18 protein-coding genes are annotated in these 23,055 nt (G+C 53.6%); 6 read left to right on the top strand and 12 right to left on the bottom strand.

Annotated elements, in window-relative coordinates; genetic code table 11:
* Positions 1-7: 7 nt before the first annotated feature.
* Both ACG2XO_RS08010 and ACG2XO_RS08005 read right to left on the bottom strand, forming a co-directional pair.
* Positions 8-2,014, bottom strand: coding sequence for an ATP-dependent DNA helicase (locus ACG2XO_RS08010; protein ID WP_410497469.1), 2,007 nt, complete (start codon positions 2,012-2,014; stop codon positions 8-10).
* A gap of 159 nt (positions 2,015-2,173) precedes the next feature.
* Entirely contained in the window at positions 2,174-2,977 is an 804-nt protein-coding gene (locus ACG2XO_RS08005; protein ID WP_410497468.1) for a DODA-type extradiol aromatic ring-opening family dioxygenase, read from the bottom strand.
* 174 nt (positions 2,978-3,151) lie between these two features.
* Between ACG2XO_RS08005 and ACG2XO_RS08000 the strand changes: the two genes are divergently transcribed.
* Positions 3,152-4,105: a M14 family metallocarboxypeptidase gene (locus ACG2XO_RS08000; RefSeq protein WP_410497467.1), complete on the top strand. Its 954-nt coding sequence runs from the start codon at positions 3,152-3,154 to the stop codon at positions 4,103-4,105.
* A gap of 248 nt (positions 4,106-4,353) precedes the next feature.
* Here ACG2XO_RS08000 and ACG2XO_RS07995 read toward each other — a convergent pair whose 3' ends face one another.
* The 10 genes from ACG2XO_RS07995 to edd form a co-directional block, all read right to left on the bottom strand.
* Entirely contained in the window at positions 4,354-5,112 is a 759-nt protein-coding gene (locus ACG2XO_RS07995; protein ID WP_410497466.1) for an SDR family NAD(P)-dependent oxidoreductase, read from the bottom strand.
* Positions 5,113-5,190: 78 nt separating this feature from the next.
* Positions 5,191-6,576, bottom strand: coding sequence for a hydroxysqualene dehydroxylase HpnE (gene hpnE, locus ACG2XO_RS07990; RefSeq protein ID WP_410497465.1), 1,386 nt, complete (start codon positions 6,574-6,576; stop codon positions 5,191-5,193).
* Between the two features lie 28 nt (positions 6,577-6,604).
* Positions 6,605-6,982, bottom strand: coding sequence for an endonuclease domain-containing protein (locus ACG2XO_RS07985; RefSeq protein ID WP_410497464.1), 378 nt, complete (start codon positions 6,980-6,982; stop codon positions 6,605-6,607).
* Positions 6,983-7,130: 148 nt separating this feature from the next.
* On the bottom strand, positions 7,131-7,967 hold the full coding sequence (gene hpnD / locus ACG2XO_RS07980; protein WP_410497463.1) for a presqualene diphosphate synthase HpnD: 837 nt from the start codon (positions 7,965-7,967) through the stop codon (positions 7,131-7,133).
* A gap of 20 nt (positions 7,968-7,987) precedes the next feature.
* Positions 7,988-8,725, bottom strand: a complete 738-nt coding sequence (locus tag ACG2XO_RS07975) for a DUF4136 domain-containing protein (protein ID WP_410497462.1) — start codon at positions 8,723-8,725, stop codon at positions 7,988-7,990.
* Complete coding sequence (aroC, locus tag ACG2XO_RS07970) at positions 8,725-9,825, bottom strand: chorismate synthase (RefSeq protein WP_410497461.1); 1,101 nt, start codon at positions 9,823-9,825, stop codon at positions 8,725-8,727. The genes ACG2XO_RS07975 and aroC overlap by 1 nt, the downstream gene beginning before the upstream one ends.
* A gap of 185 nt (positions 9,826-10,010) precedes the next feature.
* Positions 10,011-11,051, bottom strand: coding sequence for a porin (locus ACG2XO_RS07965; protein WP_410497460.1), 1,041 nt, complete (start codon positions 11,049-11,051; stop codon positions 10,011-10,013).
* A gap of 267 nt (positions 11,052-11,318) precedes the next feature.
* Positions 11,319-12,323 carry a type I glyceraldehyde-3-phosphate dehydrogenase gene (gene gap / locus ACG2XO_RS07960; RefSeq protein WP_410497459.1) on the bottom strand — a complete coding sequence of 335 codons (1,005 nt, stop codon included), beginning with the start codon at positions 12,321-12,323 and terminating at the stop codon, positions 11,319-11,321.
* A gap of 203 nt (positions 12,324-12,526) precedes the next feature.
* The gene (gene eda, locus ACG2XO_RS07955) at positions 12,527-13,150 is read right to left on the bottom strand and encodes a bifunctional 4-hydroxy-2-oxoglutarate aldolase/2-dehydro-3-deoxy-phosphogluconate aldolase (protein ID WP_410497458.1); all 624 of its coding nucleotides are present in this window, start codon (positions 13,148-13,150) and stop codon (positions 12,527-12,529) included.
* A 169-nt stretch (positions 13,151-13,319) separates the two neighbouring features.
* Positions 13,320-15,143 carry a phosphogluconate dehydratase gene (gene edd, locus ACG2XO_RS07950; RefSeq protein ID WP_410497457.1) on the bottom strand — a complete coding sequence of 608 codons (1,824 nt, stop codon included), beginning with the start codon at positions 15,141-15,143 and terminating at the stop codon, positions 13,320-13,322.
* A 295-nt stretch (positions 15,144-15,438) separates the two neighbouring features.
* On the opposite strand from edd, the gene zwf reads away from it, so the two are divergent.
* The 5 genes from zwf (at position 15,439) to aceE (ending at position 23,054) form a co-directional block, all read left to right on the top strand.
* The gene (gene zwf, locus ACG2XO_RS07945; RefSeq protein WP_410497456.1) at positions 15,439-16,887 is read left to right on the top strand and encodes a glucose-6-phosphate dehydrogenase; all 1,449 of its coding nucleotides are present in this window, start codon (positions 15,439-15,441) and stop codon (positions 16,885-16,887) included.
* 87 nt (positions 16,888-16,974) lie between these two features.
* Positions 16,975-17,670, top strand: coding sequence for a 6-phosphogluconolactonase (pgl, locus tag ACG2XO_RS07940; RefSeq protein WP_410497455.1), 696 nt, complete (start codon positions 16,975-16,977; stop codon positions 17,668-17,670).
* Positions 17,671-17,763: 93 nt separating this feature from the next.
* Entirely contained in the window at positions 17,764-18,606 is an 843-nt protein-coding gene (gene hexR, locus ACG2XO_RS07935) for a transcriptional regulator HexR (protein WP_410497454.1), read from the top strand.
* Positions 18,607-18,655: 49 nt separating this feature from the next.
* The gene (gene pgi / locus ACG2XO_RS07930; protein ID WP_410497453.1) at positions 18,656-20,302 is read left to right on the top strand and encodes a glucose-6-phosphate isomerase; all 1,647 of its coding nucleotides are present in this window, start codon (positions 18,656-18,658) and stop codon (positions 20,300-20,302) included.
* Between the two features lie 91 nt (positions 20,303-20,393).
* The gene (aceE, locus tag ACG2XO_RS07925; RefSeq protein WP_410497452.1) at positions 20,394-23,054 is read left to right on the top strand and encodes a pyruvate dehydrogenase (acetyl-transferring), homodimeric type; all 2,661 of its coding nucleotides are present in this window, start codon (positions 20,394-20,396) and stop codon (positions 23,052-23,054) included.
* Position 23,055: the final 1 nt, after the last annotated feature.

Genomic DNA, 23,055 nt, shown 5'->3' with positions numbered 1-23,055 from the left:
ACATCTTTTAAGTCGCTGGCAAGCCTTCTTCGTCCTGCTTTTCCTCTGCGTCTCTGTGCCTCTGTGGTTCACGGTTTTTTAGTTTTTCTGCCTGTTTCACCGCATAAAATTTTTGCACATTCGCCAGCTCGCGCGAGCGGAACATCGGCGGCAGGCTGCGCCAGATCATTTTGCCGTATTGTTTCTCAACCAGCCGAGTATCGGCAATCATCAGGATGCCAATGTCGGTTTCATCACGAATCAAGCGCCCTGCGCCCTGTTTGAGCGTAATCGTCGCGTTCGGCAATTGGTAATCCATAAACGGGCTGCGACCGGCTTTGGTGATCTGCTCCATCCGTGCCGACAGCACCGGATCATCGGGCGGCGAGAATGGCAGCTTGTCGATGACGACCAAGGACAATTGTTCCCCGCGCACGTCGATGCCTTCCCAGAACGTCTGGCTGGCGACCAGAATCGCATTCGGCGCGCGGCGGAACTGATCGAGCAATTCGGTTCTCGATGTTGTTCCCTGCAGGAAAACCGGCCAATCCAGATTGGCTTCTTTGAGTTTCTCCACCACCAACTCGTGTGCTTCACGCATCGCTTTCAAACTGGTAAACAGCAGAAAGGCGTGGCCTTGCGTTGACTGCAGCAGCGGCCACGCTTTTTCAACGACAGCCTGGGTATAGCCCGCAGTATTAGGTGGCGGCATATCTTGCGGCACATACAGTACCGCCTGCTGCTTGTAATCGAAGGGGCTATCCCATGTGGCCGTCTCGGCTTTCCACAACCCTAATTCGTGTTGGAAATGGGTAAACTGATTGTTCACCGCCAGCGTCGCCGAGGCAAAAATCCACGCACGTGGGTTCATATTGATTTGTTTCTGGAATAAATCAGCGATATTCAGTGGCGTCACATGCAGCAAAAAGCCATGTTGTGTGACGTCGATCCAGTGCACGGTGTCCTTGCTGTCTTCTTCCAGCCAATGATCAAGCAAGGTCAACATTTCGGACGCGCGTTGCTGGCATTTTTCCAGTCCTTCGGCGCGCTCGGCCTGTTTGGCGAGCAATTGCGCGACTGTTTTAAGTTTGTCTTTCATCACGCCCAATTGGGTGAAAAACTCACCAAAGCGCTCTTTGAGTTCATGCTGCGGCAGGCGAAGCTGTTCTTTAAAAACCAGCCGCACGTCTTTAGCAGCTTTTTCCAGCACTTCGGATGCATTGGGTAATTCGATGAAATCTTTGGCGACAACGAGCGCTTCGGCGCGCGCGTCACGCGCCAATTCGACGACTTGGCCGCTGGTCAGCGTGTCGCCAAAAAACAGGCTGGCGACTTCGGGCAGCTGGTGCGCTTCGTCAAAAATGACGGTGTTGCACGCTGGCAGCAACTCACCCGCTCCTTCGTCACGCAGCCAGACATCGGCAAAAAACAGGTGGTGATTGACGACCACGACGTCAGCTTCCTGCGCTTCGCGCCGCGCTTTTAATACAAAGCATTCCTTATGACTCGGGCAATCCTGCCCCAGACAGTTATCGCGCGTGCTGGTCACGTGCGACCAAATTGGCGCGTCTTCGGGCACGCCCTGGCATGAGGCTTTGTCACCCGACTGCGTGCTGGCGGCGTAGCGTTTGACCTTTTGCAGGTCGACCACATCTTCGCGGCGCATAAAGCGCCCCTCGTGCTCGGCACGCTCCAGATGATAGTGGCAAACGTAGTTCGAGCGACCTTTTAAAAGCGCGACCGTGACGGGCACTTTCAGTACATCGCGCACACCGGGAATATCGCGGTTGAACAACTGATCCTGCAGCGTTTTGGTCCCGGTTGAAACAATGGTTTTGCCGCCGGAGAGCAGCGCCGGAACTAAATAAGCAAATGTCTTGCCGGTTCCTGTTCCCGCTTCGGCGATCAACTGGCCGTGACTTTCAATCGCCTTGGCCACCGCCTGCGCCATTTCCAGCTGCGGTTGGCGCAGTTTATAGCCGGGAAAAGCCGCGGCAAACGGGCCATCGTTGGCAAAAGCTTCTTCGAGAGTCATGGCTGGGAACAAAAGGAAAATTCAGATGCAGATTGTAGCAGCCAGCTCGCTGTTACTGCGCAAATAGATCAAAAGCAAAATCTTGAACCACAGAGACGCAGAGGCACAGAGAAAACCAAGAAACTCTGCCTTTCCTCTGTGCCTCTGTGGTCATGCTTTTTACGACCAATTCAAACCAATGACATCCATCCCCAACACGCCCAGCTCAATACTTTGATGCAGCGGAGTGACGCGCGGCGATTCGCCTGCTGCAGCGCGGGCGATCAATAGCGGCAGAAAATGCTCGGGGGTTGGATGTGCGCGGCGCGCTGATCTGAAACGGTTTTGCCAATCCAGCCATGCATCTTTGCCTAGGGTATTGAGCGCTGCGTAGCTATCAGCAATAAACTCAGCCGCATACTCCTCAATGGTATATTCACCTGTTGCCGATTGCATTCTGGACATATTGAAGAAGGCCTCACGCAAATTGTGCGTAATGCTGCCCGAGGTAATCAACAACACATCGTCGGGCAAGATTTGCCCCAGTCGCTCTCCGAGCGCCCAGTGACTGGCGTTATCCATATTTTGCGACAGCGAAATCGTGATCAGCGGCACATCGGCCTGCGGGTAAATCAGTTTCAGCGGTACCCACGCGCCATGATCAATCGCCGGATCGTCGCTGATCGCGACGTTCTCGCCTAAATCCGCCAACGATTGTGCAATTTGCAACGCCTGCTCGGGCGCGCCGTGCGGGCGATATTGCATTTGATACAACTCTGGCGCAAAGCCGCCAAAATCGTGCCATTCCTGCCATTTCGCCGCAGTACCGACGACGGTTTGCGTCGCAATATTGTGCGCTGAAATCAGCACAATCGCGCGCGGTCGCGGCATCGTTTGCCCCAGTTGCTGCAAGAAGTGCCGCGCCGGAATATCGTCGATCACCAGCGTCGGTGCGCCGTGGCTGATAAAAAGAGTCCGAGCCATGATGTCTTCCAGATTGTTGGGATAAATCAATGATACGGAATGGGCGCGTGGCTTGCGGCGAAGAGATTTGAAGGACTCGTCCAAAATGGCTGAAGCACCTGATATTTCCCCTAACGGTCATCACCAGCGGCTCGCGCTATAGTCATGTCATCGTCAACAAAGCAGAGAATGGCCATGACTCGCACTCATTACCCCATAGGAACACCCGGTCAACCCTGGGGCGCGGCAGAAAAAGCGCAATGGCTTGCGGCGCAAAACAAAAAGCGCAGTTATCAGGACGAAGTTGTTGCTCCGCTGCGCGCGTACTTAAGTCACAATCCTGCGCTTGCCCAAGCTGCCGAGCAGCTCGAATATGGACAGCTCGATTACAGTGATCGCGGCCTGGGAAAATACCCTTTATTTGCCGTGCGCAGCCGCAACTGGCAAGCAGGGCTGCCCGTTGTGCTGGTCACCGGTGGCGTTCATGGTTATGAGACCAGCGGCGTTCAAGGTGCCCTGCAATTTATTGCCGAACACTTCACCCGCTACAGCGGTGAGCTGAATTTGCTGGTGTTGCCATGCATCAGCCCGTGGGCTTATGAAACAATCAATCGCTGGAACCCCGATGCGATCGATCCGAACCGGTTTTTTGTTGCGGCTAGCCCGTCGCAAGAGGCCGCAGCGGCGATGCGATTTGTGAAAGACCAGCCGGGCAATATCATCGTGCACATCGACCTGCACGAAACGACCGACAGCGACAACGATGAATTCGGCCCGGCCAAAGCCGCGCGCGATGGCATCGCGCCAGAGTGGAATGAAACGCCCGATGGTTTTTATTTGTGCGGCGACGCTCAAAGACCCGAGCCGGATTTTCAGCGCGCACTGATTGAAGCGGTCAGCCAGGTCACGCATATTGCGCCAGCCGACGATAAAGGCTGCATCATCGGCTCGCCCGTTCATCAGGAGGGCGTGATTTATTACGAGCAGAAAGCACTTGGTCTGTGCGGCGGAATGACCGACGCGGAGTTCACCAGCACAACCGAAGTCTACCCCGACAGCCCGAAAATCAGCCCGACGCAATGCAACTTGGCGCAAGTAACGACCATCTGCGCGGCAATTGATTATGTGCGCGGCTGCCTGGCAGGGTAGCAGCGAGCCTTCTTGCACTGTCCCTGCCTGAAAATGGGTCGGGGATGCGAGCGCGTACCGGCCAGATCGATATGCAAAAAAAAGCCCCGCACAAGGCGGGGCAAAATTACTAAAGGAGAGATGGAACTTCCCGTGTATCAGCCACGGAAGCGGTTTGGGAGATCAATAACCAACCACCCTCAGTCAGAGTCTCTTCTCCGCTGAAAGTTCACCTTCACCCCATATCCGGTATCGGCACTATTTACGCTTTATTGAGGACGGTTGAAAAATAAAGTTTGCCCGCTTTGCCCGGCGCTCGCCTGCCCCAGCCAGTACAGGATAGCCGGCATGATCGCACTGGTTTCGGGGATAGTATCTTTCGATTCGCCAGGGTGCGTCGCGAGACGGAACGGCGACTGGATCGGGCCAGGGACAAGCTGGTTGATCCGCAAATGGGTGAATTTATCCCATTCGGAAGCTGCAATTTGCACCCAGTTTTGCTGCCCGGCCTTGGTAACGCTAAAACCGCCCCAGTAAGCGCGCGGCTCGAACGCGTGCGTCTCGCCGATCACCAGCACGGCGGCATCGGGCGACGTTTGCAGCAAGGGCAACAGTGCGCGCGTCATTGCAAATGGCGCGGCGACGTTGACGCGGAACATATCAACCCATTCGTCGAGTTTTTGCATGCTGAGCGGCGACAGATGATTAAAACCGTTGGCGCAATGCAAAACGCCATCGAGACGACCAAACTCTTTCTGGATCAGCACGCCCAGTTGTGTCAGCTCGGCCTCGCCCACTTTGGCCAGATCCATTGGCACCGCCGCTGGCTGCGGGCCGCCAACCGATTCGATTGCGTCATAAGTGCGGCTCAGTTTTTTTTCATTACGACCCAGCAAAATCACCGTTGCGCCCAGTTTAGCCAGCTCAACCGCTGCCATCGCACCAATGCCCTGCCCTGCGCCGGTCACCAGAATCACGCGATCCTGCATTGATTTGGCTTCGGCCTGATATGTTTTCCAGCTTTCCATGATGAGATCCAATTTAAAAATACATAGCAAGGTATTGCCATCTAGCTCAATTCAGACAATGACTGCAGAGCAATACCCTTATAAATTTTTTAATACCGCACGCGCGGCTTTAACCCCACTACGCACTGCGCCCTCCAGCGTCGCCGGATATTCTCCACGATCCTTTCCCGACATCGTAGCCAGCCCAGCGGTATAATCCCCCGCCAGATACAGGCCCCGCACCGCCGTGCGATTTTCGGGGCGAACCAGATCGGGGGTGCAGGCAAAAGTCGCGCGTTTTTCGGTGATGACTTGTTGCTGCAACACCAGATCAGGCAAGCCCAAACGCTGGTGTAATTCTTCCTGCACCGCCAGCGCCAATTCATCGTGGCTCAGCCCACTGTGAATACCTTGCGCCGAGATCACCACCGCGATCAGGCCGGCGCAATCATGCGTGACGCCGCGATCAAACACCCATTGCGAAATCGCGTCCGAGAGCCCCAGCATAGGCTGGCTTAATTTCACCTCGGCTTCGTATTGCAAATACACGGTGACGATCGGCTGGTACGGCCAGGCGGCGAGCTGCTGCGCGAGTACACTCGTTTGATCGACATCAGCCAACAATTTGGCTGCTTGATGTGGCGCAGTCGCAACGATGACGGCGTCAAAACGCTGATCATCGCCATCCAAATACCACCCATCTGTATTGCCCTGTAGCGATTTTACACGTTGGCCTAGCTGAATATACCCACTATTTTTTTGAATATACGCTGCAGCGGGCTCAGGCAAGAGCGCGGAAAAATCTACTTTCGGCAGCAATAAATCCGACGCCGCACGACGGCCACCCAAGCTATCGCGCAACACATTGAGCAGCACTTGCGCGCTGGCCAACTCCAACGGCGTATTGAGTGCGGCGAGCGTTAATGGTGTCCAGAATCGGCTAATTAATCGCTCTGGCTGGCGCTGTTCAAGCAACCACTCTGCGACAGTTGCATCGCGGCTTCCTGCGGCAAGGCCGGATTTTGTACCCGGCTTCCAGCCGCGCCATTTAGCGACTTGAATCGCACGAATTAAAGCCCAGCGTTCCGACCAGTTGAGGCCTTTCGCGCGAATTAACGCGACGGCCAAATGCAAAGGCGCAGGCAGCTTCGGACAAGTGAGCAAGAAATCGGGTTCAACCTGCAGGCGCATCGGTTGACGTAAAAACGCCGCGTCCAGATCGACGCCGCATTGCGTCATCAATCGCAGCAATTCGCTGTACGCGCCAATGACCAAATGCTGGCCATTATCGAGCGGTACAGGTTTGTTGACACTGGCATGCGACGACAAACTCGCTCGCTCAACCCGCCGCGCACGGCCACCGAGGACTTTGCCGGCTTCAAACACGGTCACTTCAACGCCAGCCGCGGCCAGCTCAACGGCAGCCGCCATGCCCGCATAACCGCCACCAATGATGGCGGCGCGCTTTTTGATTGGCGCGCTCAACGATTTCACCCCCACGACTGTCTTCACCCTAGTCCTCCCCCGTCGAAGGGGAGGAGATGAAATGGCTTAAATGTCGATCAATGTCGTTGATCACTGATTCAGTTTCCAATAAAACCTGATTATCCCAATATCGCAAAACATGAAATCCTTGTTGGTTCAGCCATTGGTCTCTCAGCAAATCTTGCGATGAATTTAAGTGCTGAGCACCATCGAGTTCAATAATTAAACGTCGTTCCAAACAGACAAAATCAACAATGTAAGCTCCCAATGGGTGTTGGCGACGGAATTTGCAACCCAGTTGCTCGCCACGCAAACGATGCCAGAGCTTGTTTTCTGCATCAGTCGCTTCTTTACGCAAATCCCTTGCGAATTGCTTTTGCCATTCAGGAACAATATGCCTGGCCAACGTTTACACCCCCTCCCTAGCCCTCCCCCGTCAAGGGGGAGGGAACTCACGCGGCCAATTCAAACTGAATGCTTCAAATCACACTGCACAAGCTCCTTCCCCCTCGATGGGGGAAGGTTGGGATGGGGGTGAGCCTTTCAAACTCAAATCAAGCAAACCACCAGGTTTTCCACGCCAGCCACAGTTTGCGGATTGGCGTCAGCGAGGTGCGCTGGTTCAGGACTTTTTGCGCACCGTCGAGGCGAATTTCGGCCAAAGTCGCGCGGTAAATCGCCGCCATCACCAGACCGGTACGCTGGTTTTTCTTGTCAACGGCCGGCAGCAAGGCCATCGCCTGTTCGTAATATTGCTCGGCGCGGTCGATCTGGAAATTCATCAGCGCCTTGAATTCGGCGGTTTCGCGGTAGTTCAGAATATCGGCGGCGGGCACGTTAAAGCGTTGCAATTCATCGACCGGCAGATAAATCCGGCCGCGGCGCGCGTCTTCGCCGACGTCGCGGATGATATTGGTCAACTGAAAGGCAATGCCCAGATCGTGCGCGTATTTCAGCGTTTTACGGTCGGTGTAGCCGAAAATGCTCGCGGCGAGTTGGCCGACGACGCTGGCGACGCGGTAGCAATACAGATGCAGGTCTTTAAAGCTGTTGTAACGCGCCTGATTCAGATCCATCTCCATGCCGTCGATAATTTCCAAAAACAGCTCGCGCGGTAAATCGTAGGCTTTCACCGCTGGTAGCAAAGATTGCGTGACCGGATGCTGCGGCGCACCGGCGTACATCTGGTCGATTTCATTGCGCCACCAGTTCAGCGTTGTGCGGGCGACACCTTCGTCGGTGCATTCGTCGACAACATCGTCGACTTCACGGCAAAAGGCGTAAAGCGCAGTAATCGCGATGCGTTTTTCCGGGCTTAAAAAGCGGAAGCTGTAATAAAAACTCGAGCCGCTTTGCGCGGCCTTGTCTTCACAATATTGATCAGGGGTCACTCTCGGCTCTCGAATGAAGGTTAGGGTTGAGCGGGCGGCAGCGGAATACGCACTTCGCGATTCACGCCCGATGGGCCTGGAAACGGTAGAAACAGACTGCGCAGCAACCATGGCACAGCCGATTCCAGATCACCACTGCGGCTTTGATTTGTTGCATGACCTTCATACAGCTTGGCAAATTCGCCTTGCTTGAGTGTTTTGCGGTCGAATATATCGAGCCAGAGCTCGCGGGTATAGCGAGTTTCATTGTAAGTCTGGCTACCGACGACGCCGAATTCCGGGTAATAACTTGGCAGCAGGATAACGCCACCCGAGGTATGTACATGCGAATAGCCAATCGAAAAACCGATCGTTCCCCATACCGGCTGCTGATACGACTGAACAACCCCATTGTCGACGCGGTAATCGAGCTTGACCAGCCAATCTGCACGATTTGAATCACCTGGCTTCGAGTCCGCGATCCAGACCAGACCTTGCTGTGTTAAATGGGCAATCAGCTCGGTTTCAAATTGCTGAAAAGCCAGACTTTGCGACTGCGCGGGCAGGCGTTCAATCGTAAAGGTTTTCGGCAGAGCCATCGCTGCTTGCACTGCAGCAGCGCCCGTCGCCGGGGTTGAAGCCATGATTTCGGGCAATTGGTGCCGAACCGAAACGGTAGCAACAAAAGTCGGCGTCGTACAGCCAGCGAGTACGAATGCCAGCACGATCAGCAGTACGGATAAACTGCGTGAGCGGCACGAACGCTGTCGGCAAAACATCAGGCGATCTTGCCCGGAATACGCGGCGTATCAACGACGACGTCGCCGCATTGCGCACGATGGCGCAGCGCATGATCGATCAGTACCAAGGCCAGCATCGCTTCGGCAATCGGCGTTGCACGGATGCCGACGCAAGGATCATGACGGCCTGTCGTGGCCATCATCACCGGGTTGCCTTGCTTATCAATCGACGCGCGCTCCTGCGCAATACTGGAGGTGGGTTTAACCGCCAAGTTCACAGTAATTGCTTGCCCTGTCGATATACCCCCTAGTATGCCGCCAGCATGATTGCTCGCAAAGCCATTCGGAGTCAGCTCATCGCAATGCACCGAGCCACGTTGCGCGATGCTGTCAAAGCCGGCGCCGATTTCAACGCCTTTCACCGCGTTGATATTCATCATCGCGTAGGCAATTTCAGCGTCCAAACGGTCATACACTGGCTCGCCCCAACCCACAGGGACATTCTCGGCAACGACCGAAATTTGCGCGCCGACTGAATCGCGCTCTTTACGAATCGCGTCCATATAGTCTTCGAGCTGCGGAACAATGTCGTTGTTCGGCGCAAAAAAGGCATTGTCAGCGATGTAATCCCAGCTCTGGAATGGAATATCGATTTCGCCGAGTTTGCTCATATAGCCGCGAATCACAATGCCGAATTTTTCGCGCAGCCATTTTTTGGCAATCGCGCCAGCAGCAACGCGAACTGCCGTTTCACGCGCCGAAGAGCGGCCACCACCGCGCGGATCGCGGATGCCGTATTTATGCCAGTAAGTGTAATCTGCGTGGCCCGGACGGAAAGTCTCGGCGATTTTGCCGTAATCCTGACTGCGCTGATCCTGATTACGGATCAAGAGTGCAATTGGCGTTCCGGTGGTTTTACCTTCATAGATACCCGACAGAATCTCGACGGTATCGGGCTCTTTGCGTTGCGTCACATGACGGCTGGTACCCGGTTTGCGGCGATCCAGCTCATACTGGATATCCTCCAGCGTTAACTCCATTCCCGGAGGGCAGCCATCAACGATGCAGCCTATGCCTGCGCCATGGCTTTCACCAAATGAGGTTACGGTAAATAACAAGCCCAAACTATTGCCAGACATGGTTTGCTCCAAGAATCTTTTTGCTCTGAATGGCGGCAATTTTACCATGCGGGGAGAAGGTTCTGTTTTAGAAACTGGTTCCGTTTTAGAAATTGCAGAGCGAAAAGCGTTCATCCCAGATAAACGACAAAAAAGCGGCCGAAGCCGCTTTTTTGATTGGAAGGTACTAAGCTGAACAAGTCAGATTAGAAGCCAGTCCACACGCCAACCATTACGTAGTCGTAATCGCCGTACAGATCTTCAGAACGATCTTGGTAACGAACGTAGCCTACAGTGTTTTTAGACAGGCTGTAACCGTATTCGATAGACCAGATTTCGCCATCATCAACTGCGCCAACAGTAGCTTGGTCGCCTTGAGTTGCTTGGTAAGCTGCTTTTACGAAGCTTTTGCCCCAGCCGTAAGTACCGCCAACGATCCAGTCGTAACCATCGTACTCAGCACCAGCACCAGTGTCGTTGCTGTAACCAGTGTACAGGGCACGCACGTTCAGACCGAAGTCGAAGCCGTAAGTTGCACCGATGTAGTATTGGTCTTGGCTAGTGCCCACACCAGCGATGTCTTCACCGAACAGGTAACCGGCGTTCAAGTTCAGAGAACCAGTGCTGAATGATGCTGACAAGTCAGTAATGGTGTACTGATCGAGTTGAGGCGCGCCCCAAGCTGGACGCATTTGTGAGTCGAATGTATCCCAGCTGTGCTGAACGCCGAAGCTGAAACCACCAAAGTTTGGAGACTGGTAGTTAACAGAAGTAGGAGCAAAGAAGTTTGCAGTCAATTTACCAGCAGCAGCTGAAGTAGCCCAGTTGTTTTCTGCCAGTTGCCAGAAACCACCTTGACCATACGGCCAGTCCAGAGTCAGGTAGCTGTTCAGGAATTGACGACCAGCTTTGAAAGTACCCCAATCACCGCTCAAACCAACCCAAGCCTCACGACCACCCCAAGTATTTTGGTTCAAAGTACCAGTACCTGATGCAGCGATTTCTTGAGTTGGAGCACCAGAAGTGATTTTCTGAGAAACACGCCAGATCAGTTTGCTACCTGAGTCCAGTTTGTCAGAACCGTCAAAGTTCAGAACCAGACCACGATCCAGATACTGCTCATCGCCACCAGTAAAATCAGCAGCAACGAAGTTCATTTCCATAGAACCAGTGATAGCAACTTCAGCGAAAGCTGGAGCAGAAACTGCTGCAGCTACGGCTGCAGCGAGAAGAGCGCGCTTGAACATTAAAATTTCTCCAAGAGAGAGTTGAATTTATAAACCACCGTAACAGCGGGCCTTTCTTACGTGACCACTGCTTTACAGACTCAAGGTTACGGAAAAACCCCGGACAAGGCAAAAGCTATCACCCTTTTCCTCGCATATTGTTGCCTGAGCACAACAAACTTCACCCGCCACAGATTGACCGGACAAACAAAAAGCCAGTCATCAACTGACTGGCTTTTGAAGACATAAAACCCAATAAGATCAAAGGTTTTAAAAAATTAACACGCCTTATTTCGAGGCCATGACGCGAACCATTTCCAGCACCTTGCTAGAGTAGCCCCACTCGTTGTCGTACCAGGAAACCAGTTTCACGAAAGTACCATCCAGAGCAATACCCGCACCCGCGTCAAACACCGAAGTGCAAGACTCACCACGGAAGTCGGTCGACACCACTTTCTCGTTGGTGTAACCCAGAACGCCTTTCATTGCGCCCTCGGAAGCCGCTTTAACAACAGCACAAATCTCTTCGTAAGTCGCAGTTTTGTTCAACTCAACCGTCAAATCAACGACCGATACATCCGAAGTCGGCACACGGAAAGCCATGCCGGTCAGCTTGCCTTTGATTTCAGGAATCACCACGCCAACCGCTTTAGCTGCGCCGGTTGACGAAGGAATGATGTTTTCCAGAATGCCACGGCCACCGCGCCAATCTTTATTTGACGGGCCATCGACAGTTTTTTGCGTCGCTGTCGCCGCATGAACCGTTGTCATCAGGCCGCGTTTGATGCCGAAGTTGTCGTTAATGACTTTAGCCAATGGCGCCAAGCAGTTAGTGGTACAAGACGCATTGGAAATAATCGCCTGACCTGCATAGCTAGCGTTGTTTACGCCGTAAACAAACATAGGTGTGTCATCTTTCGATGGCGCAGACATGATGACTTTCTTCGCGCCGGCAGCCAGATGCTTCTCGCAAGTTTCTTTAGTCAGAAACAGACCAGTCGATTCGACCACGACATCAGCACCAATCTCGCCCCATTTCAGCTCAGCAGGATCTTTCACTGCAGTCAGGCGGATTGTTTTGCCATTCACGACCAGATTGCCGTTTTCAATCGCAACATCGCCCTTAAATTTACCATGCACCGAGTCGTGCTTGAGCATATAAGCCAGATAGTCTGGCTCGAGCAGGTCATTAATGCCTACAATTTCAATATCATCGGCAAAATTATAAACAGCAGCACGGAAAACCATGCGGCCGATACGGCCAAAACCATTAATACCAACTTTGATAGTCATGAGTTATCTCCAGACAAGAGGTAATTGAATAAATCGGGACACGCTAGCATGCACTATTTCAGACCATGCAGCTTTTGCGCCATAACAAAAATTATGCAAAAAATCAGAACCGAACACGAAATGCAAACATCAGGCACACACTTACCGCCCTCAAATGAATTGTGCCAAGCTTGTTGCTTGGCACATCACGGCTCAGAACTTAATTAAGCGCGCAAGCCCGAAGCTTCTCGCGCCAGCGCGGTAATACCGGCCCAATCACCTTTAGCAACCATGTCTTTTGGCGCCAACCAAGAGCCACCAACACAACCGACATTCGGCAAGGCCAGCAATTTAGGCGCCGACTCGACGCTCACGCCGCCGGTTGGGCAGAACAGAATTTGTGGCAGCGGACCACCCATTGCCTTGAGCATTCCCAAGCTACCCGCCTGCTCGGCAGGGAACAACTTCATTGCATCAAAACCTTCTTCCAGCGCGGCAATCGCTTCCGATGGGGTCATCACACCCGGCAACAATTCAATACCACTTTCACGCGCAGCAGCAGCCAGTTTAGGCGTCAAACCCGGCGTTACCGCAAAAACAGCTCCCGCAGCTTTAGCCTGAGCAAACTGCTCAGGGCGAACCACAGTACCGACGCCAACAATGGCATCCGGCACATTATCGGCAATCGCTTTCACTGCAGCCAGCGCCGCGTCGGTACGCAGAGTTACTTCCAGCACGCGAATACCACCGGCAACCAGCGCCTTTGCCAAAGGCACAGCGTGTTCTTCTTTTTCAATCACCAGCACAGGCATAACCGTGCAAGAGCGCATGATGTCACGAATCTGCATGAGAATTTCCCATTTTAACGTTGCGACCTTTTTCATTCAGGCCGACAAAAGTTTCAAACCGGCCAGCGCATCCTCTCAATCGCCAGCCGCTCACCACCAAACCAATACCTTGACGGGTATCAACACCCACACCAGGCAATTCAAAACCCCGATGAAGATACCCCCATTGTCAATGTGCCAAACCGAGACTAATCGCGCCCTCTTCCGCACCCGTTGCAACTGCACGGAATGACGTGAACAACTCACGCCCCATACCAAAGCCATTAGCTGACAGATCGGCGCTCGCGACTTCGCGCGCGGCCCATTCAGCAGCATCCACTTGCGCCACCAACTCACCCGTTTCGGCATTGAGCAAAATCATATCGCCGGTACGCACTTTACCCAGCGCTCCGCCCGATACAACTTCCGGCGTGATATGAATCGCAGCGGGCACTTTACCTGAAGCACCCGACATGCGGCCATCGGTCACCAAGGCCACTTTAAAACCTCGATCCTGCAACACGCCCAGCGGTGGAGTCAATTTATGCAACTCCGGCATCCCATTGGCGCGCGGCCCCTGGAAACGAACTACAGCAATAAAATCACGTTCCAGCTCGCCACGTTTAAACGCGGCAATGACGTCTTCCTGATCATCAAACACGATCGCAGGCGCATTCACAATACGGTGTTCCGGCGCAACCGCCGAAGTTTTAATCACCGCACGCCCCAAATTGCCCTGCAGCAATTTGGTGCCGCCATCAGCCTGGAACGGATTGACCGCCGGACGCAATACGGATTCATCGCCACTTTGGAGCGGCGCATCACGCCATACTGCAACACCATTATCGAGGAAGGGCTCTTGCGCACAATGACGCAAACCGTAACCGGCAACAGTCCAGACATCTTCATGCAACAGACCGGCGTCGAGCAGCTCGCGAATCAGATAACCCATCCCGCCTGCCGCGTGAAAGTGATTCACGTCAGCGGCGCCATTTGGATACACTTTGGCGAGCAATGGAATAATGGCGGACAAATCATTAAAGTCGGACCAATTGATCATCACGCCGGCCGCACGGGCAATCGCAATCAGGTGAATCGTATGATTGGTCGATCCACCCGTTGCCAGCAAACCAATGATGCCGTTGATAATGGCTTTCTCATCGATGACTTTACCAACCGGAATAAATTCGTTACCCAGCGCAGTAATTTTGGCTGCACGTTTTGCTGCTGCCGCAGTCAGCGCATCACGCAATGGCGTTCCCGGATTGGTGAATGCCGCACCCGGCAGGTGCAAACCCATGATTTCCATCAGCATCTGGTTCGAGTTGGCAGTACCAAAGAAAGTACAGGTACCCGGGCCGTGGTAAGAGCCTTCTTCCGACGCCAGCAGGGCATCACGGCCGACTTTGCCTTCGGCAAACAGCTGGCGGGTAATATTTTTTTCTTTATTGGCAATACCCGACGTCATTGGCCCCGCCGGAACAAAAATGGTCGGCAGATGGCCAAATTGCAACGCGCCGATCAACAAGCCCGGAACAATCTTGTCACAAACACCCAGACAGAGCGTCGCATCGAACATATTGTGTGACAGCGCCACCGCAGTCGACATCGCAATCACATCGCGACTGAACAGCGACAATTCCATGCCGGCCTGACCTTGCGTCACACCATCACACATCGCAGGCACACCACCAGCGAACTGGGCCGTTGCGCCCACTTCATGCGCTGCTTTTTTTATGATTGCCGGAAATGCTTCGAATGGCTGATGCGCCGACAGCATCTCGTTATACGCCGAAACAATCGCAATATTAGGCTGATGCATTTCGCGCAACATGATTTTGTCAGTTTCAGGCATGGCAGCCCAAGCATGCGCCTGATTGGTGCAAGCCAAACCTTTCCGGACGGGCTCTTTGCTTGCCGCCTGCTCCAAACGCGCCAGATAACGTGCACGTGATTCTTTACTGCGTTCAATAACGCGCTGGGTAACTTCAAGCAAACCGGGATGCAGGGACATGAAAGAACTCCAAATTTTTAAAACTAAACCGCCCCTCAGGCGGAGTTAGAAATCAAGCGTAGTTTTACTACAACAGCAGCATTTCGACAAGCAAAACTCGACACACCAAGCTTTCGCCGCAGTGCAACAAGGCATTGCAACACCAAGGGTTTGCAGGCAAAACACTGATAACGCCAGCTACCTCGTTATTGCGTAACAAATTCGATTGCTCGGCAGTTTGAGGCTGTAGTAAGATTACAAAGCTTACTACGCTTGACCTTCGTCAAGCCCAATTCCATACGAGGATTTTTGGCTTATGACTGCGATCGACGCTTTCGATATCGTATTTTTTGGCGGCACCGGTGACCTCGCTTTACGCAAGCTACTCCCTGCACTTTACCACCAGGACCAAGACGGCAATCTGCCAAGCGAAGGCCGGATCATTTGTTTGGGTCGCAGTCCATCCGACACCGCAGGCTATGTCGCCAAAGCCCACGCCAAAGCCAAGGAGTATCTGGGCAGCCATTATAACGATAATGACTGGCAAAAATTTTCAGCTCGTATCGAATACCTCAAAGTAGACGCAAACACGCCGAACGATTTTGTCGCGCTAGCCGAGAGCTTGGGGCAATTCCCGAACCGCGAACGCGTTTTCTACCTCTCGACTGCCCCTGACTTTTTTGCGCCGATTGCCAAAAATTTGGCAGAGCAAGGCCTCAATCAAGGCAACTCGCGCGTTGTACTGGAAAAGCCACTCGGTCACGATCTCGATTCATCCAACAAAATCAACGACGAAGTTGGCGAATACTTCAGCGAACAACAAATCTACCGGATCGACCACTACCTCGGTAAAGAGCCGGTATTGAACCTGATCGCACTGCGTTTTGCCAACACCTTGCTCGAACCGCTGTGGCGTCGTGAATGGATTCGTGATGTACAAATCACCGTGACAGAACAAGTTGGCGTTGAAACCCGCGCCGATTTCTACGACAAAACCGGTGCATTGCGCGATATGGTACAAAACCACTTGCTGCAATTGCTGACCATCGTTGCAATGGAACCACCAGCATCAATCGATGCCGACGCAGTTCGCGACGAAAAACTCAAAGTCCTGCGCGCACTCAAGCCACTGACCAGTGACGATGTCAAAACCAAAGTCGTTCGTGGCCAGTATCGTGCGGGCGCAGTGGCAGGCAAGCCTGTCATTGGCTACCAAGACGAGCCCGGTGTACCGGCCGGCTCCAAGGCAGAAACCTTCGTGGCACTGAAAGCCGAAATCGAAACCTGGCGCTGGGCTGGCGTACCGTTCTTCCTGCGCACCGGCAAACGTCTGGGAGATCGCCTGGCGCAAATCGTGATTAATTTCCGCGAAGTGCCAACATCAACATTTGGCAAGAACACGCGCCCTAACCGCCTCGTGATCGAACTGCAGCCCGACGAGTCAGTGCGCCTGTACATGATGGCCAAAGAGCCGGGTAAAGATCAGCTGCGCGAAGTGTATCTGGATCTGGACTTCAAAGAAGCTTTCAGCACCCGCAGTCCGGAAGCCTACGAGCGCCTGCTGATGGACGTCATCAAAGGCGATCTATCGCTCTTCGTACGTCGCGACGAACAGCGCGCAGCATGGCGCTGGGTTGAGCCGATCATTGACTCATGGGAAAACAGCAGCGAAGGTCCAAAAACCTACACCGCAGGCACCTGGGGACCGGCCGCTTCATCGGCACTGCTGTCACGTGACGGTTTGTGCTGGCACGAAGAAGCCTAAATACCCTCCCGCAGTACCAACATCAAGACCATGCTCAGCATGGTCTTGATTGCAATACCCCGCAGCATTTTTAGTTTGGAGATTTGAATGGCTTTGCAATGGCATGAATTTGGCAATAAAGAAACCTTGGATCAGCAATTAGCCGCCACCATCGCGAGCGAACTCAAACAGGCCATCGCACTGCGTGGCCGCGCCGGAATTGCTGTTTCTGGTGGACGTACACCGGCCGGTATGTTCAAAGCCTTGCGTGTGAGCGATCTGGACTGGTCACGCGTCGTGATCACGCTGGTTGATGAGCGCTGGGTACAGCCCGATCACGCCGACAGCAATGAGCGCCTGACGCGCGAAAATCTGCTGCAAGACGCTGCAGCCGCTGCCACCTTTATTTCTCTGGTCAATACCGCTACGACGCCACACGAGGCCGTAGCCGAAATCGAAGCGCGTCTTGCCACGATGCCTGATCCGATTGATATCGTGATTCTGGGCATGGGCGACGACGGCCACACCGCATCGTTATTTCCAAACGCGGCCGAGCTGGAAAGCGCTTGCGCTTCAACAGCACTGCTGGCTGCCGTCACACCGCCAGTGGCACCGCATCAGCGCATTACCCTGACGCTACCGAGCATCGTAAAAAGCCCGAAAGTGATCGTGCATATCACCGGAGAAGGGAAAAAAACCCTGCTGCAAGCCGCGATGACCGAACAAACTTCAGTCAACGAACAACACCCGATCCGTCGCGTGCTTGATCGGGTTGCGCAAGCCGATGTATTTTGGGCTGCCTAAGCCAGCAAATCATGACGACGGCATCCAGCTTTACTTCTTTACAGCACTCCGCCAACCGGCGGGTGCTTGTGCATGTTTGAGTGGGGGCACAATATGCTCGAACGCATCAAAACAGTGATTGATTCACTTTCGAAATCCGAACGTAAAGTCGCCGAATTGGTTATCGCTCAACCCAATCTGGTCGCCAATGCGCCGATTGCCCAGATTGCCGAACTGGCCGACGTATCGCAACCAACCGTCATCCGCTTCTGCCGCTCGCTCAATTGCTCAGGTTTGCAGGACTTCAAACTCCGCCTGACGCGCAGCTTGGTTTCCGGCGTACCTTATGTGCATTCGATGGTGTCGGCCGATGATTCGGCGCACGATCTGGCGCGCAAATTATTCGACAACAATATTTCCCACTTGCTGCGCTGCCGTAATGAGCTCGATACCGAAGTGCTCGAGCGTGCGATCAAGGTATTGTCGAATACGCACAAAATCGAAGTTTGGGGTCAGGGTCAGTCCGGTGCCGTCGCGATTGACGCGCAAAATAAATTCTTCCGTCTGGGCGTGCCAACGGTTGCCTATACCGACCCACATATGCACGGCATGAGCGCCTCAATGCTCAAACCGGGCGATGCGGTCATTGCCGTATCCAACTCGGGTCGAACACTCGATATGCTGCGCTCGGTCGAGATCGCCCGCGATGCAGGCGCCGACGTGATCGGCATTACGCACAGCAAATCACCACTCGCGAAGCGCTGCAATATCTGTCTATACGCCGATACGATGGAAGATCCGGATCTATACACGCCAATGATTACGCGCATTGTGCATCTGGTGATTATTGACGTGCTGGCCGTTGGTGTAGCGCTCAAACGCGGTCCGGAGCTGATCGATCAGCTCGAAAAAATGAAACGCAATATGAAAGAAAAACGGGTTCGCGGTCATGAGTAAAAAACGCGCTCCCACCAATAAAAATAACGACCAACAAGGAATGGTGCCGATGTCCAAACTTATTTCATCGCCAGCTTGGCAAGCGCTTGCAGCACATTTCAAAGAAATCGAATCTCTGCATATGCGCGAATTATTTCAGAACGATCCGCATCGTTTTGAAAAATTCTCGCTCGAAACTGGCGGACTGTTTTTTGATTATTCAAAAAACCGGGTCACTGAAGAAACCATGGCGCTGCTGTTCGATCTGGCACGTCAGTCGGGAATCCCAGAGCGCATTGAAAAAATGTTCTCGGGTGAAAAAATCAATATCACCGAAAACCGTGCGGTTCTGCACACCGCCCTGCGCAACCTCGATCACAATCCGATTGTGGTCGATGGTGAAGACGTGATGCCTAAGGTGAACGCGGTCAAAGAACAAATCGGCGAATTTTCTGACAAAGTGCGTTCAGGCGAATGGCAGGGCTATACCGGCAAACCGATTACCGACATCGTGAATATCGGCATCGGCGGCTCGGACCTGGGCCCGTTGATGGTCTGCCAGTCACTGAAAGAATACGGCCACGCCCGTCTTTCGATGCATTTTGTTTCGACTGTTGATGGCGATCAGATTGTCTCAACGCTGAAAAAACTTAATCCGGAAACGACACTGTTCATCATCGCGTCAAAAACCTTTACGACGCAGGAAACCATTACCAACGCCCGTACCGCGCGCGCATGGTTTCTAAAAGCCGCCGATGATGAAAAACATATCGCCAAACATTTTGTCGCGGTTTCGACCAATGCCAAAGCCGTCGCTGAATTCGGCATCGACACCAGAAACATGTTCGAATTCTGGGACTGGGTTGGTGGCCGCTACTCACTGTGGTCGGCCATCGGCTTGCCTATCGCGATTTATCTGGGCAAGCACAATTACCAGGATTTGCTGCACGGCGCGTACACGATGGATCAGCATTTCCGTGGCAAACCGCTCGAACAGAATGTTCCGGTCATCATGGCGATGCTCGGCATCTGGTATGGCAATTTCTTTGGTGCGAACACGCACCTGGTATCGCCGTACAATCAGTGCATGTCGCGTTTCCCGGCCTACCTGCAACAACTCGATATGGAATCAAACGGTAAAACCGTTGATCTGGAAGGGAATCGTGTCGATTATGCAACCGGCCCGGTGGTCTGGGGCGACGCCGGTATTAACGGCCAGCACGCTTATTACCAGATGCTGCATCAGGGCACGCAAATCGTACCAATCGATTTCATCGCAACGATAGAACATCCGGATATTCCCGAGCCGCACAGCACGATTCTGATGGCCAACTTCTTTGCGCAAACCGAAGCCTTTATGCGCGGCAAAAACGAAGACGAAGTCCGTGCCGAGCTGGAAAAATCAGGCATTACCGGCCAGGCACAGGACGATCTGGTGCCGCACAAGATTTTCCAGGGCAATCGACCGACCAACACCATCATGATGCAACGCCTGACGCCACGTCGTCTGGGTGCATTGATCGCACTATACGAACACAAGATTTTTGTTCAGGGCACAGTTTGGAACATCAATTCCTACGACCAATGGGGTGTTGAGCTAGGTAAACAGCTGGCCAAGCTGATCGAAGCCGATCTGACGACTCCAGGCTTGACCAGCAGCCACGATGCATCAACCAATGGCTTGATTAATTATTTCAAACGCAATACACCGCGCTAAGAATGTGAAGGGTTAGTGTGAGGCGAAAAACGCCTCACATCTGACACCTCACACCTCACCATAAGAAACCCACTCACAAGGTAGATACACGATGGCAGATCAGATTAACGACCACGATCCACAAGAAACCCGGGAATGGCTGGATGCGCTGCAAGGCGTGATCGAGCAGGAAGGTGCAGAACGTGCCCACTTCCTCGTGGAAAAACTGGTAGACCAGGCTCGTCAGGACGGAGTGAACATCCCGTACACGGCGACAACGGCGTACATCAACACCGTACCGGCTCATCTGCAAGCCAAACATCCGGGTAAACCGGATCTGGAAGAGCGCATCCTGTCGTATACCCGCTGGAACGCGGCTGCGATGGTCGCCAAGGCCAATCGTGATCCTGCTGAGCCAGGTGGTCATATTTCTTCGTTTGCTTCGGCAGCAACCTTGTACGATGTGGGCTGGAATCACTTCTGGCATGCGGCCAACGAAAACCACGGTGGCGATCTGGTTTACTTCCAAGGTCACTCTGCGCCGGGCATGTACGCTCGCGCCTACCTTGAAGGCCGCATCTCAGAAGACCAATTGAACAAATTCCGCCGTGAAGTCGATGGCGACGGTCTGTCTTCTTACCCACACCCATGGTTGATGCCGGACTTCTGGCAATTCCCGACCGTATCAATGGGTCTGGGCCCATTGATGGCGATCTACCAAGCCCGCTTCATGAAATACCTCGACGACCGCGGTTTCAAGCAGAAAGGTGATCGTCATGTTTGGTGTTTCTGTGGCGACGGTGAAATGGACGAGCCAGAATCTCTGGGCGCGATTTCATTGGCTGGCCGTGAAAAGCTCGACAATCTGATTTTCGTCATCAACTGTAATCTGCAGCGTCTGGACGGCCCGGTACGCGGCAACGGCAAAATCATTCAGGAACTCGAAGGCGACTTCCGTGGTTCAGGCTGGAACGTCATCAAAGTCGTTTGGGGCACGGGCTGGGATGCCCTGCTGGCACAAGACAAGAAAGGTCTGCTGCAAAAACGCATGATGGAAGTCGTTGACGGCGAATACCAGACTTACAAATCAAAAAATGGCGCGTATGTTCGCGAGCATTTCTTCGGCAAATACCCTGAGTTGCTCGATCTCGTTGCCGGCATGACCGACGACGACATCTGGAAACTGACTCGCGGCGGTAACGATCTGTTCAAGGTTTACGCAGGCTACAAAGCTGCCGTTGAACACAAAGGCCAGCCAACGCTGCTGTTGGTAAAAACGGTAAAAGGCTTTGGCGTTGGCGCTGCGGGCGAATCGCAAAATACCGCACACAACACCAAGAAACTGGCCGAAGACGACCTGTTGCATCTGCGTGACCGTTTCAACGTGCCTTTGACTGACGAAGAAGCCAAAGCGTGCACATTCTATCGTCCATCTGAAGACAGCCAGGAATACAAATACATGATGGAACGCCGTGCAGCACTGGGCGGCTTTATTCCATCACGCAAGCCGGTCAACGAGCCGCTCGAAGTGCCACAGCTTGACGCATTCAAAGCCCTGCTCGAAAGCAGCGGCGAGCGCGAAATGTCGACAACGATGGCCTTCGTTCGCTTGCTGAACACACTGGTCAAAGACAAACAGATCGGCAAACGCATCGTTCCTATCGTTCCGGACGAAAGCCGTACCTTCGGTATGGAAGGCATGTTCCGTCAACTCGGGATCTGGTCGCACGTCGGCCAGTTGTACGAGCCACAAGACGCCGACCAGCTGATGTTCTACAAGGAATCGCAAACCGGCCAGATTCTGCAGGAAGGCATTAACGAAGCCGGCGCGATGTCTGACTGGATCGCAGCGGCCACGTCATACGCCAACCACGGCCACACGATGATTCCGTTCTACATCTACTACTCGATGTTCGGCTTCCAGCGTATCGGCGATCTGGCCTGGGCAGCGGGCGATTTGCGCGCGCGCGGCTTCCTCGTTGGCGGCACAGCCGGTCGCACAACGCTGAACGGCGAAGGTCTGCAGCATCAGGACGGTCACGGCCACCTGTTTGCCGAATTCATCCCGAACTGCGTGTCGTATGATCCAACGTTCGCGTACGAACTGGCCGTCATCGTACAGGACGGTATGCGCCGGATGTATCAGGATCAGGAAAACATCTATTACTACCTGTCAGTGATGAACGAGAACTACACGCACCCGGCCATGCCAGCCGGTGCTGAAGCGGGCATTCTGAAAGGCTTGTACAAGTTCAAGGACGGCGCCAAAGATGCCAAACTGAAAGTGCAATTAATGGGCTCAGGCACGATCTTCCGCGAAGTGATTGCCGCAGCTGATTTGCTGAAAGCCGATTTCGGCATCGAGGCCGACATCTGGTCAGCACCAAGCTTTAACGAATTGCGCCGCGATGGTATGGCCGCAACCCGCCACAACTACCTGAACCCGACAGGCGAGCAGCGCGTACCTTATGTGACTGAATGCCTGAAAGACGCGCAAGGCCCGGTGATTGCCGCAACCGACTACAAACGCACCTACGCGGATCAAATCCGTGAATACGTGCCAGGTCGTTTTGTCGTACTCGGTTGCGACGGTTTCGGTCGTTCGGCCAGCCGCTCGGAATTGCGCAGCTTCTTCGAAGTCGATCGCTACCACGTTGCTGTCGCTGCGCTCAAAGCGCTGGCCGATGAAGGCAAACTGCCGGCAGCCAAGGTCGCTGAAGCGATTGCGAAATACGGCATCCGTACTGACCGTCCGGCGCCTTGGACTGTATAAA

This window comes from Chitinibacter sp. S2-10 (assembly GCF_046530675.1).
Taxonomy (GTDB): Bacteria; Pseudomonadota; Gammaproteobacteria; order Burkholderiales; family Chitinibacteraceae; genus Chitinibacter.
This window is presented reverse-complemented; position numbering and strand designations above follow the sequence as displayed.